General features: G+C 70.2%; 8 protein-coding genes. 3 read left to right on the top strand and 5 right to left on the bottom strand.

Features of this window, described 5'->3' with window-relative positions; genetic code table 11:
• Positions 1 to 10: 10 nt before the first annotated feature.
• A complete protein-coding gene (locus WS78_RS35655) occupies positions 11 to 1,711 on the top strand; it encodes a pseudouridine synthase (RefSeq protein WP_156437437.1) in 1,701 nt (566 codons plus the stop codon).
• A 172-nt stretch (positions 1,712 to 1,883) separates the two neighbouring features.
• Here WS78_RS35655 and def read toward each other — a convergent pair whose 3' ends face one another.
• Positions 1,884 to 2,417 carry a peptide deformylase gene (def, locus tag WS78_RS07410; RefSeq protein WP_038744976.1) on the bottom strand — a complete coding sequence of 178 codons (534 nt, stop codon included), beginning with the start codon at positions 2,415 to 2,417 and terminating at the stop codon, positions 1,884 to 1,886.
• Positions 2,414 to 4,489 (bottom strand): NAD-dependent DNA ligase LigA, encoded by a 2,076-nt coding sequence (gene ligA, locus WS78_RS07405; RefSeq protein ID WP_038744973.1) that lies wholly within the window; start codon positions 4,487 to 4,489, stop codon positions 2,414 to 2,416. Before ligA ends, def begins: the two co-directional genes overlap by 4 nt.
• Before the next feature lie 262 nt (positions 4,490 to 4,751).
• On the opposite strand from ligA, the gene WS78_RS35650 reads away from it, so the two are divergent.
• Positions 4,752 to 5,111: a hypothetical protein gene (locus tag WS78_RS35650; protein ID WP_156437436.1), complete on the top strand. Its 360-nt coding sequence runs from the start codon at positions 4,752 to 4,754 to the stop codon at positions 5,109 to 5,111.
• Here WS78_RS35650 and WS78_RS07400 read toward each other — a convergent pair.
• The 3 genes from WS78_RS07400 to WS78_RS07390 form a co-directional block, all read right to left on the bottom strand.
• Positions 5,101 to 6,360 carry a cell division protein ZipA C-terminal FtsZ-binding domain-containing protein gene (locus tag WS78_RS07400; protein ID WP_059574520.1) on the bottom strand — a complete coding sequence of 420 codons (1,260 nt, stop codon included), beginning with the start codon at positions 6,358 to 6,360 and terminating at the stop codon, positions 5,101 to 5,103. The two genes, WS78_RS35650 and WS78_RS07400, sit on opposite strands and share 11 nt — an antisense overlap.
• A gap of 81 nt (positions 6,361 to 6,441) precedes the next feature.
• Positions 6,442 to 9,954, bottom strand: a complete 3,513-nt coding sequence (gene smc, locus WS78_RS07395; protein ID WP_059574517.1) for a chromosome segregation protein SMC — start codon at positions 9,952 to 9,954, stop codon at positions 6,442 to 6,444.
• A gap of 146 nt (positions 9,955 to 10,100) precedes the next feature.
• Positions 10,101 to 11,048, bottom strand: a complete 948-nt coding sequence (locus tag WS78_RS07390) for a DMT family transporter (RefSeq protein ID WP_038745115.1) — start codon at positions 11,046 to 11,048, stop codon at positions 10,101 to 10,103.
• A 249-nt stretch (positions 11,049 to 11,297) separates the two neighbouring features.
• On the opposite strand from WS78_RS07390, the gene dapC reads away from it, so the two are divergent.
• Positions 11,298 to 12,515 carry a succinyldiaminopimelate transaminase gene (dapC, locus tag WS78_RS07385; RefSeq protein WP_197419405.1) on the top strand — a complete coding sequence of 406 codons (1,218 nt, stop codon included), beginning with the start codon at positions 11,298 to 11,300 and terminating at the stop codon, positions 12,513 to 12,515.
• Positions 12,516 to 12,546 lie beyond the last annotated feature (31 nt).

Raw genomic sequence — 12,546 nt, 5'->3', positions numbered from 1 at the left:
TTCAGCGTTTATGCGCACAAAATTGACCGTCAAGAATCCGCGACCGGCGACGCCCGGCCGCGCCCCCGTCCGTTCCGGCAGCCTCACCGCGCGCAAGGTCGCGCGGCCCGACGCGAAAGCGGAGGGCGCGAAACCGGCGGCGGCGAAGCCCGCGACCAAGTCGGCCGCGGCGAAGCCGTCGGCGCCGCGCGGCGCGCCGGCCGCCCCGCAAAAGCGCGCGGGCGCGCCCGCGCGCTCCGCTGCGGCGGCGTCCGAAGGCAAGCGCGTCGCGAAGCCGCGCACCGCGCATGATGCCGCCCGTCCGGGCGGCGAACGTGGCGCGGCCAAGCGCGCCGGCGCTCCCGGCGCCGCTGCCGGGGCGCGCGACCGCCGCACCGATGCGAAGCCCGAGCGCCGCACCGCCGATCGTGCCGCGACGCGCGACGCGCGGGCGGCGCGCAACCCGGATGCGCGCTCGTTCGATCCTGCCGCGCGCGGCCAGGGCCGCGCGACGCGCGAAGGCGCGAAACCCGCCGGCGCACGCGGCCCGGCAGGCGCCAAGTCGAGCGGCGCATCCAGAACCGCGACGCGCCGGCCGGACGAGCGCGCACCGCGCCCGCACGGCCGCACCGCGCGCGATTCGGCGGCGGCGCCGTTCGCGGGCAAAACCACGGCGAGCGGCAAACGCGCGCCGCAGCGCACCGACGATCGCTACGGCGCATCCGCGAAACGCACGCCGTCGCGCGCCGAGCGCGCCGAGCGCGCCGAGCGCACCAAGCGCACCGAGCGCACTGCGCGCACCGGCGAACGCGCTGCGCCCCGCGCGAACGCATCCGACAATCGCCGCCCTGCCGTCCGCGCGACGACGGGCTCGCGCCTGAAGGCCGCGCAACCGATCAAGCGCCGCATTGCCGAACCCGGCGAACGCGCCGCACACGTCGAACGCGGCGACCGAGGTGACCGAGGTGACGAAACGGGCCTCGTGCGCCTGTCGAAGCGCATGTCGGAACTCGGCCTTTGCTCGCGCCGCGAAGCGGACGAATGGATCGAGAAAGGCTGGGTGCTCGTCGACGGCGAGCGCATCGACACGCTCGGCACGAAGGTGCGCGCCGACCAGCGCATCGAAATCGATTCGAACGCGCGCGCCGCGCAGGCCGCGCAAGTGACGATCCTGCTGCACAAGCCGGTCGGCTATGTGTCGGGCCAGGCGGAGGACGGCTACGCGCCCGCCGCAACGCTCGTCACGCGCGAAAACCACTGGAGCGGCGACCGCTCGCCGCTGCGCTTCTCCCCGCAGCAACTGCGCGCGCTCGCGCCCGCGGGCCGGCTCGACATCGATTCGACGGGCCTTCTGGTGCTGACGCAAAACGGCCGCATCGCAAAGCAGCTGATCGGCGAGCAATCCGACATCGACAAGGAATACCTCGTGCGCGTGCGATTCGGCGAGCGCCTGACCGACATCGAGCATCACTTCCCCGCCGAGTCGCTCGCGAAGCTGCGCCATGGCCTCGAGCTCGACGGCGCGCCGCTCAAGCCCGCGATGGTCAGCTGGCAGAACGGCGAGCAGTTGCGCTTCGTGCTGCGCGAAGGCAAGAAGCGCCAGATTCGCCGGATGTGCGAACTCGTCGGCCTCGAGGTGATCGGCCTGAAGCGCGTGCGGATGGGCCGCGTGATGCTGGGCGCGCTGCCTCAAGGGCAATGGCGCTATCTCGGGCCGGACGAAGCGTTCTGATCGACGCGCGGCCGCCCGCTCGGAGGCCGCAGGCCGCGCATTGACCGCCCGGCTCGCGCCGGCAGGCTTCAAATGAAAACGCCCGCGGCCGCGGGCGTTTTCGCTTTCTGTTTCGCTTCCGGCCGCGTTTGCGCAGCGCGGCAAACCGCGCCGCCGCGGCGCGCCGCGTCAGTCAGTCGTCCGATTGCGCGTCGAGCCCCGGGAACAGCACGTCGGTAAAGCCGAATTTCGAGAAATCGGTGATTCGCATCGGATAGAGCTTGCCGATCAGGTGGTCGTATTCGTGCTGGACGACCCGGGCGTGAAACCCCTCCGCGATCCGCTCGAGCTTCGCACCGAACTGGTCGAAGCCGCTGTAGCGCACGCGCCGGTAGCGGCTCACGACGCCGCGCAACCCCGGCACCGACAGGCAGCCCTCCCAGCCCTCTTCCATGTCGGGCGGCAAATATTCGACGGTCGGATTGACGAGCACCGTCTCCGGCACGGGCGGCGCCTCCGGATAGCGCTCGCTGCTGCCGAAGCCGAAGATGATCACCTGCAGCCCGACGCCGATCTGCGGCGCGGCGAGCCCGGCGCCGTTCGCGTGATGCATCGTCTCGAACATGTCCGCCACGAGCGCGTGCAGTTCGGGCGTGTTGAATGCTTCGACCGGTCTTGCGACTTCGAGCAGACGCGGATCGCCCATCTTCAGAATCTCGCGAATCATCGCGCGTGGCCCTCCAGGAGTTTGTGCATGCCCTCTTCGTCCAGCACCGGAATGCCGAGTTCCTCGGCCTTCGCGAGCTTGCTGCCCGCGTCGGCGCCCGCGACGACGTAATCGGTCTTCTTCGACACCGAGCCCGCCACCTTCGCGCCCGCCGCCTCCAGCAATTCCTTCGCCGCATCGCGCGTGAGCGTGGGCAGCGTGCCCGTCAGCACGACGGTCTTGCCCGCGAGCACGCCTTGCGGCGCGCGCGGCGCGGGCGGCCCTTCGGGCCACGTCACCTTGCCCGGCGCGCGCAACTGCTCGATCACCGTGCGATTGTGCTCCTCGGCAAAGAACTGGTGAATCGATTCGGCGACGACCGGGCCGACATCGTTGACTTCGAGCAATGCGTCGATCGACGCGTCCATGATCGGATCGAGCGAACCGAAGTGCTTCGCCAGATCCTTCGCCGTCGATTCGCCGACATGGCGAATGCCGAGCGCATAAATGAAGCGCGCGAGCGTCGTATGCTTCGCCTTCTCGAGCGATTCGATCAGGTTCTGCGCGGACTTCTCCGCGAAGCGGTCGAGCTCGACGAGCGTCGAGAAGCCGAGATGGAACAGATCGGCGGGCGTGCGCACGATGTTCTGCTCGACGAGCTGATCGATGATCTTCTCGCCGAGGCCGTCGATGTCGAGCGCGCGGCGCTGCGCGAAATGCCACAGCGCCTGCTTGCGCTGCGCGGGGCAGAAGAGCCCGCCCGTGCAGCGCGCGATCGCCTCGTCCGGCAATCGCTCGATCCGCGATCCGCATTCGGGGCATTCGGTCGGCATCACGAACTCGCGCGCGTCGGCGGGACGCCGCTCGAGCACGGCCGACGCCACCTCCGGAATCACGTCGCCCGCGCGTCGCACGACGACCGTGTCGCCGATCCGGATGTCCTTGCGGCGCACCTCGTCTTCGTTGTGCAGCGTCGCGTTCGTGACGGTCGCGCCGCCGACGAACACGGGCTCGAGCCGCGCGACCGGCGTGATCGCCCCCGTGCGCCCGACCTGCACGTCGATCGCGACGAGCTTCGTCAGCGCCTCCTGCGCGGGGAACTTGTGCGCGAGCGCGAAACGCGGCGCGCGCGACACGAAGCCGAGCCGGTCCTGCTCGTCGCGGCGGTTCACCTTGTAGACGACGCCGTCGATGTCGTACGGCAGCGACTCGCGCTTCTCGCCGACCGCGCCGAAGAAGCCGAGCAGGCCGTCGGCGCCGCGCACGACGGCGCGCTCGCGGTTCACCGGCAGCCCGAGCGTCTCGTACCAGTCGAGCAGGCCGCTGTGCGTGCCGGGCATCTCGAGCCCGTCGAGCACGCCGACCCCATACGCAAAGAACGACAGCGGGCGCGACGCGGTGATCTTCGAATCGAGCTGCCGCAGGCTTCCCGCCGCCGCGTTGCGCGGATTCGCGAATTCGCGCTGGCCCGCCGCGCGTTGACGTTCGTTCAGGCGCGCGAAATCGCGCTTGAACATCAGCACCTCGCCGCGCACGTCGAGCACGCGCGGCAGATGCTTGCCCTTCAACCTGAGCGGAATCGAGCGAACCGTGCGGATGTTCTCGGTGACGTCCTCGCCCGTCGTGCCGTCGCCGCGCGTCGACGCCTGCACGAAACGGCCGTCCTCGTAGCGCAGCGAGATCGCGAGGCCGTCGAACTTCAGCTCGCACGCGTATTCGACAGGCTCGGTCACGGTGCCGGCGAGGTCGGTCGCCTTGTCGAGGCCGTCGGCCACGCGCTTGTCGAACGCGACGACGTCGTCGTCGGCAAAGCCGTTGTTGAGCGACAGCATCGGCGTGTCGTGCACGACCGGCGTGAAGCCGCTCGCGACTTCGCCGCCGACGCGCTGGGTCGGCGAATCGGGCGTGACGAGATCAGGGTGTTCGGCCTCGATTTGCTGAAGCTCGACGAAGAGCCGATCGTACTCGGCGTCGGGCAGCTCCGGCTGGTCGAGCACGTAATAGGCGTAGTTCGCCCGCTCGAGCTCGGCGCGCAGCCACGCGGCGCGCTTCGCCGGCTGGCCGGCGGGCGGTTCAACTGGGGATCGGGCCATGCTGGCGGCACTTTCTCGTGAGAATCATCAAGCGACGATTATCTCAGTTCGAGCCCTTTTCGGCATCGGCTGAATGACCGATAGGAGGCGGGGATCGGGAATCGGGGAATCGGGAATCGGGAATCGGGAATCGGGGAATCGGGGAATCGGGGAATCGGGGAATCGGGGGATCGGGGGATCGGGGGATCGGGGGATCGGGGAAAATCGAGAGGATCGAGGGGATCGGGGTTCCAATCCCTTGGTTGCGGACGAGAACGCTTCGATGCCTTATGACGAGCGGGCGAAGCAGGCGGGACGCCGTTCGATCGGCTCGACCGCGCACGATGCCGGGACGGGCCGCCGCCCCGACCTCCGCGTCGCGGCGGCGATCGAAAGCCCCGCGGCACCACTATCGCATCGCGCTGCACAAGCCGGCTCGGGCGGGCGGCGGCGCGTCAATCAACAGACTTCGCAAGAATCGACCGAATGGCGCGCGGCCGATGCGAATGGCGCAACACAACCAGCGCGACGCCACGCCCGCAAACCGCGCTCGCGAGCGCAGCAGCAGCAGCAGCAACAGCGCATCGCGATGCGTGCAAGAGCCGCGCCGAAACGAAACCGGCGCGCCACGCTTACTGGCTGAACAGCCGCCGCGTGACGGGCGAGCCGGCCGGAATCCCCGCCTCTTCGAGCCGCGCGTACAGCTTCATCAGTTGCTGCTCGATCGCGAGCAGCGTCGATTCGGGCAGCGGCCGGCGCTGGTCATCGACGACGCGCGCGCCGATCCGCTCGGAGAGCGACTTCGCGTAATCGCACATCAGCCGGAACGGCAGGATGTCCTCGTCGGCGACGGGCACGTCGAGCACGAGCGTGATCAGGTTGCCGCCCTTGTACGTGAGATCGTCGCGCAGGAAGTTCGTGTCGCCGAACTGGAGCATGAAGACGGGGTTCTGCTTCGCGTCGAGCTTCACGAAGCGCGTGCCGTCGCGCGACAGCAGCAGCCCGTCCTGCGACGCGACCGCCTGCACGTAGTTCGCCGACCACGGCGCGCCGTCCGACATCACGTTGATCGACAGTTGCGCATCGCACTGCGCGGCGAAGCCGTCGAGCTCGCGCGCCATCGACACCGTTTCCATCATGTCCGGGAATTCGGGCGCGCCGTCGATCGCGTCCGCGAACTGCTGAACGCCCGTCACGAATTCGGAGAACTCGAGCTCGTTGAGCGGGCCGCTGCGGTTCGCGAGCTGCGCGGCCGCGCGCAGCTCTTCGTAGCGCACGCCGTTTTGCAGCAGTTCCCACGCGTCGCCGCCCTCCGGCTTGCCTTCGATATGCACCGGCTTGCTGCCCGCGCGGCGCAGCCGCTGCGCGGCGGGCAGGATCTTGTCGCCCGCGAGCGGGCCCGCGAGGCGGATCGGCACGATGCAGTCGATCCGGCGATCGACGACCGCGGGCGGCGCCGCGGAGATCGTCGTCGCGGCGGGCAGCACCGGCTCGACCGGCTCGTCGTGCGCGAGCGCCGACGCGGCCTCGACGGCCTCGCCGCCGCCCGTCGTCTCGACGGCGGGCTCGACCGCGCCGTTCGCGACGGTCGCCTCGGCCTGCAGGTCGGCCGGCGTGTCGGCGGGCGCCACGCCGCCGAACGTCGGCTCGACGCGCGCCGCGCCGTCGCTTTGCGCGCCCGCCGCGGCATCGCGGCGCGCCGGCTGCCGCACCGGCTCGATGAAGGGCGCGTCGTCGTCGCGCTCGTGCCGCGAGGCAGCCTCGGCCGCCTCGGACGGCATCGGGCGCGGCATCCTGCGGCGCACCTTCGCCCCCTGCCACGCGTTGTAGACCACGACGCCGCCCACCACGACGGCGCCCGCGCCGATCAACCCGAGTGTCAACTCGTCCATGCAAGCTCCATCCAATTCTTTTTCATTGGGCTCGCGGGCGGGCGCCCTTGCGCCGCGCGCCCGCGAGCCATTCGTCAAACGTCAATTCTGGGCAAAACCCGCGGCGGTTTCCATGTCCACCGCGACGATCCGCGACACGCCCTGCTCCTGCATCGTCACGCCGATCAGCTGCTGCGCCATCTCCATCGCGATCTTGTTGTGCGAGATGAAGAGGAACTGCGTCTTGCTCGACATCGCGCGCACGAGGTTCGCGAAGCGCTCGGTATTGGCGTCGTCGAGCGGCGCGTCGACCTCGTCGAGCAGACAGAACGGCGCCGGATTCAACTGGAACATCGCGAACACGAGCGCGGTCGCCGTCAGCGCCTTCTCGCCGCCCGACAGCAGGTGAATCGTCGCGTTCTTCTTGCCGGGCGGCTGCGCCATCACCTGCACGCCGGCGTCGAGGATCTCGTCGCCCGTCATGATGAGCTTCGCCTGGCCGCCGCCGAACAGGCGCGGGAACAGATCGCTGAAATGACGGTTCACTTCGTCGAAGGTCGCCTGCAGCAGCGTGCGGGTTTCCTGGTCGATCTTGCGGATCGCGTCCTCGAGCGTCTCGATCGCGTTCGTCAGGTCGGCCGATTGCGCGTCGAGGAACACCTTGCGCTCGCTCGCCGCCGCGAGCTCCTCGAGCGCCGCCATGTTGACGGGGCCGAGCGCGCTGACCGCGTTGTTGATCCGCGTGACCTCGCCCTGCAGGTACGACGGCTTCATGTCCGGCGCGAGCTTCTCCTTGAGCGCGGCCTCGTCGACCTCGGCCGCCGCGAGCTGCTCGGCGAACTGCTCGCCCGTCATCCGCGCCGCCTGCTCCTTCAGTTGCAGCTCGGTGATGCGCTCGCGCAGCGGCTGCAGCGAGCGCTCGGCGGCGAGACGCGTCTCGTCGGCCGCGCGCAGCTTCGCGGTCAGGTCATCGAGCTCCGCGCGCGCGGCGCCGAGCGCCTGCTCCTTCGCCGCGCGCACTTCGAGCGCGTCCTGCAGGCCGGTGTGCGCGGTCTGCTCGTTGATCGTCTCGAGCTCCGCGCGCGCGTCCTCGAGCGATGCGGCGACGCGCTCGCTCTGGTCGTGCGCGACCTGGATCGTGCGCTTGAGCTCGTCGATCCGGTTAGCCGACTGGCGCGCGGCGAAGCGCGCGTCGGTGGCCGCGCGCTCGAGCTCGCGCGCTTCCTGGCGTGCGTTCGTCAGCGTCTCGTCGAGCGACTCGAACGCGAGCTGGTTGTCCTCGAAGCGCGCCTGCAGCTCGGCGAGCTCGGCGTCGTGGCGCTCGAAGTTCGCCTCCGACTCCGCGCGCAGCGCGCGCTGCTCTTCGATCTGCGCGCCGATCTCCTCGAGCTCCTCGCGAATCTGCGTGCTGCGCTGCGTGTAGCGCTCGTGCGCCTGCGCGAGCTTCAGCACGTCCATCTGCAGCGCATGCACGCGCTGCGTCGCGCGCTCGGCCTGCGCGCGAACTTCGGTCAGCGCCTGCGACGCCTGCGTGTGCGCCGCTTCCGCACGGATCGCCGCCGCCTTCGCTTCGTCGGACAGGAGCGCCTGCGCGCGCACCTGACGCGCCAGGTTCTCGATTTCCTGCGCGCGCGCAAGCATCCCCGCCTGCTCGGAATCGGCCGCATACAGCTGCACGCCCGAGCGCGTGACGACGTGGCCCGCCTTCACGACGAACGCGCCGCCCTGCGGCAACTGCGCGCGCGCGGCGAGCGCCTGCGTGAGATCGTCGGCGACGAACACCGCGCCGAGCCAGTCGTTGAGCACCGCGCGCAGGCCCGCGTCGTCGATCCGCACGAACGACAGGAGCGGCCGCAACGCGCCTGCGGCGGCGAGCGGCTCGCCCGCGGCGGGCGGCGCGTAGAACGCGAGCTTCGCGGGCGGCGCGTCGGTCGCGAACGCCTTCACCCAGTCCAGATTCGACACCTCGAGCGCCGCGAGCCGCTCGCGCAGCACCGCCTCGAGCGCGGTTTCCCAGCCGGCCTCGACGTGCAGCTTCTTCCACAGACGCGGCAGCGCGCCGAGCTCGTGCTTGTCGAGCCAAGGTTGAATCTTGCCTTCCGTCTGCACGTTTTCCTGCAACTGCTTGAGCGCGGCGAGCCGCGCTTCGAGCTGATGGATCTGCGCGCTTTCGGCCTGCACGCGCTCGTGCGCCGCTCGGCGCTCCGCGTCGAGGCGCGGCAGCGTCTCCTGCGCGTCGGCCAAGCGCGCCTGCGCTTCGGCAAGAATCTCCTCGTGCTCGGCGAGCTGCATGCGCAGTTCCTCGAGCTGCGCCTCGTCCGGCGCGTCGAGACCGCCCGCCTCCGCCTTCAGGCGTTCGTGGCGCTGCTGCAGCTGCTGCAGCTGCTGATCGGCGTTGCGCTGGTGTGCGGCCTCGAGCTTGAGCGCCTGCTCGGTCTGCGCGATCCGGCCGCGCTCGTCGTTCAGGCCCGTCTGCGCGTCGCGCCAGCGCGCCTCGAGCGCGGGCAGCGCGTCGTGCTTCGCGGCCGCGTCGTCCTCGGCGAGCGCCGCCTTTTCCTCGGCGATCGCGCGCGCCTCTTCCGCTTCCTCGATGTCGCCCTGCGCCTTGTCGGCCTGCGCGCGCCATTGCTCCTGCTGCGCGACGAGCGCCGCGATCTGCGCCTGCACGCGGTTGCGCGATTCGACGATGAACTTGATCTCGGCCTCGAGCCGGCTCACCTCGGCGTTCGCCTCGTAGAGCGCGCCCTGCGCGCCCTGCATCGCGTCGCTCGCCGAGTAGTGCGCGACGCGCAACGTCTCGAGCTGCGCCTCGACTTCGCGCAGCTTCGCGGTCTGCGCGTCGAGCTCGATCTGCGCTTCGCCGATCGCGCGACGCTGCTTGTCCTGCTCGGCCGCCGCCTCGTTCTTGCGCAGCAGCCACAAGAGGCGCTGCTTCTCCTCGCCGTCGGCGACGAGTTCCTTGTACTTGGTCGCGACGACCGCCTGCGCCTCGAGCTTCTCGAGATTCGCGCCGAGCTCGCGGATGATGTCCTCGACGCGCGTCAGGTTCTCGCGCGTGTCGTGCAGCCGGTTCTCGGTCTCGCGGCGGCGCTCCTTGTACTTCGACACGCCCGCCGCCTCTTCGAGGAACACGCGCAGTTCCTCGGGCTTCGCCTCGATGATCCGCGCGATCATCCCCTGGCCGATGATCGCGTACGCGCGCGGCCCCAGGCCCGTGCCGAGGAAGATGTCCTGAATGTCGCGGCGGCGCGCGGGCAGGTTGTTGATGTAGTAGCTCGACGTGCCGTCGCGCGTGAGCACGCGCTTCACGGCGATCTCGCCGTACTGGCCCCACTGGCCGGCCGCGCGGCCGTCGGAGTTGTCGAAGATCAACTCGACGCTCGCCCGGCTGCCGGGCTTGCGGGTGGTCGAGCCGTTGAAGATCACGTCCTGCATCGATTCGCCGCGCAGCTCGGACGCGCGCGATTCGCCGAGCACCCAGCGCACGGCGTCGATGATGTTGGATTTGCCGCACCCGTTCGGGCCCACCACGCCGACCAGTTGACCTGGGACCTGGAAGTGCGTGGGATCGACGAAAGATTTGAAGCCAGCGAGTTTGATCGAGCTCAGACGCACGGCGGTATCGGTGGTAAAGAGTGTGAAACGGTTCGGAGCCTGCGTTGCGCGTTGCGATTCGGCCTAAAGGCCCACGCGCGCCGCATGCCCAAGATTCGAAAAACGGGGCCGTGCTGTCAAGCAGTCGGCCCCGCGAATGGGGCCAATCATACCATCGCGCGCGCGCCGTCCCGCGGCTCGCGCGGTTCGTCGTCGGCCGGGCGGGCACGGTGCACGCGGCTCGACAGCAAGGTCGCGACGACGATGCAAAGGCCGCCCGCCCATTCGCGCGCGGTGGGCACTTCGTTGGCAAAAAGCCACGCCGACAGCGCGGTGACGACGATCTCGAACAGCATGATGATCGACGCGCGGTTCGCCGGCACGCGCGCGAGGCCGTGCTGAACAAGCATGTTGTTCGCCGCGACCGTCACGCCGATCCCGACGACGAGGAGCGCCGCGAAGCCGAGATCGCCGCCCGCGGGCAGCGGCGGCAGCCCCTCGACGAACGACGCGACGACGCCCATCGCCGCCGCGCCGCCGAAAAGCGTCGCCGTGCGCATCTCGGGCTTCATCCGCGGCAGCTCGCGGCTCGCCTTGACGACGAGCACGTTGCTCATCGCGAAGCTCATCCCGGCCGCGAGCCCCGCCCATTCGGCCGGATTCGCCGGCAGCGGCACGCCGAGCCGCGGCGACCACAGCATCAGCATCGCGCCCGCGAGCGACAGCGCGGCGAGCGCCGCGCCCGCCACCGTCAGGCGCTCGCGCAGGATGAAGTGCGCGTAGATCGCGGTCCACGCGGGCGTCAGATAGAAAAGCAGCATCACGCGCAGCACCTCGCCGTGGATCGTGCCCCAGACGAAGCCGAGATTCGTCACGCCCGCGGCCGCGCCGAGCGCGGGCAGCAGCCAGTGCCGGCGGAGCGTCGCGATCGACTTGCGCCGCACGACGAGCACGAACGCGCAGGCGACGACGCTCGTCGCCGCGCTCGCCGCCGTGCCCGTCACGCCGAGCGCCGCCAGCAGGCGCAGCGGATACCAGATCAGGCCCCATACCGACGCGCCGACCAGAATTGCGAGCGTCGGCCAGGCGGCGCCCCCTCGTCCATTCATTTGCAAACCGAACCTCTCGTTCCTTCCCGGGACGGCGCCGCGGCACGCGCCGCGCGTTCCGCCGTCCGATGTCACGCTATAATCGTGCGCCGTCGCCGCGCCCAACAGGCCGGCACGCCGGCATCTCGCGCCGCGACCCGCCGCGCCCTGCTTCGCCCGCGCCCGGCTGCGCCAGCCGCGCCCCAGTTTCGCGCCCGTTTCGCTTAAACCGGCCCGTCCGATCGGCCACCTACCGGCTCCGTGAGCCCCACGCCCGTGAATCCTCGTCTCGACACGCTCCAGCCCTATCCGTTCGAAAAGCTCCGCGCGCTCTTTGCCGGCGTGACGCCGAGCGCGCATCTGCCGCCGATCAGCTTCGGCATCGGCGAGCCGAAGCACGCGACGCCCGCGCTGATCCGCGACGCCGCCGCGGCCGCGCTCGACGGCCTCGCGTCGTATCCGGCGACGGTGGGCACCGACGCGCTGCGCGAGGCGGTCGCGCAGTGGCTCGCGCGGCGCTACGGGCTGCCCGCGATCGACGCCGCGACGCAGGTGCTCGCCGCATCGGGCTCGCGCGAGGCGCTCTTCTCGCTCGCGCAGGCGGTCATCGATCCGAGTCCGCGCCAAAACGGCGAAAGGCCGATCGTACTCTGTCCGAATCCTTTCTATCAAATCTACGAAGGCGCGACGCTTCTCGCGGGCGCCGAGCCGTACTTCGTCAACAGCGATCCGGCGCGCAACTTCGCGCCCGACTATTCGGCCGTGCCGGCCGACGTGTGGGCGCGCACGCAGCTCGTCTACGTGTGCTCGCCCGGCAATCCCACGGGCGCCGTGCTCACGCTCGACGACTGGCGCGAACTATTCGCGCTGTCGGACGAGCACGGCTTCGTGATCGCATCGGACGAATGCTATTCGGAAATCTACTTCGACGAGGCGAAGCCGCCGCTGGGCGGCCTCGAGGCGGCGCACAAGCTCGGCCGCGGGTTCGAGCGCCTCGTGATGCTGTCGAGCCTGTCGAAGCGCTCGAACGTGCCGGGCATGCGCTCGGGCTTCGTCGCGGGCGATGCGGCGATTCTCAAGCGCTTCCTGCTGTACCGCACGTACCACGGCGCGGCGCTGTCGCCCGTGTGGCAGAAGGCGAGCGTCGCCGCCTGGAGCGACGAGGCGCACGTGCGCGAGAACCGCGCGCTCTACGCGCAGAAATTCGCGACCGTCACGCCGATGCTCGCCGACGTCGTCGACGTGCGCCTGCCCGACGCCGCGTTCTACCTGTGGGCGAACGTCGCGCGAACCGGCCTGTCGGATACCGAGTTCGCCCGGCGCCTCTACGCCGACTATAATGTGACGGTCCTGCCCGGCTCGTATCTCGCCCGCGACGCGCACGGCGCGAATCCCGGCCGCGACTTCGTCCGGATCGCGCTCGTCGCCGGCACGGCCGAATGCGTCGAGGGCGCACGGCGCATCGTCGATTTCTGCCGCGGCCTCGCCCGCTGAACGCGCGCCGAGCGCCCCCGATTCATCCATC

Origin of the sequence: Burkholderia savannae, from assembly GCF_001524445.2 — a bacterium.
Classification (GTDB): domain Bacteria; phylum Pseudomonadota; class Gammaproteobacteria; order Burkholderiales; family Burkholderiaceae; genus Burkholderia; species Burkholderia savannae.
This window is presented reverse-complemented; position numbering and strand designations above follow the sequence as displayed.

Excerpts from the sequence above, each read along its gene's own strand:
- ligA (WP_038744973.1), bottom strand. The coding sequence starts at position 4,489 with ATGGCCCGATCCCCAGTTGAACCGCCCGCCGGCCAGCCGGCGAAGCGC.
- WS78_RS07400 (WP_059574520.1), bottom strand. The coding sequence starts at position 6,360 with ATGGACGAGTTGACACTCGGGTTGATCGGCGCGGGCGCCGTCGTGGTG.
- def (WP_038744976.1), bottom strand. The coding sequence starts at position 2,417 with ATGATTCGCGAGATTCTGAAGATGGGCGATCCGCGTCTGCTCGAAGTC.
- WS78_RS35655 (WP_156437437.1), top strand. The coding sequence starts at position 11 with ATGCGCACAAAATTGACCGTCAAGAATCCGCGACCGGCGACGCCCGGC.
- WS78_RS35650 (WP_156437436.1), top strand. The coding sequence starts at position 4,752 with ATGCCTTATGACGAGCGGGCGAAGCAGGCGGGACGCCGTTCGATCGGC.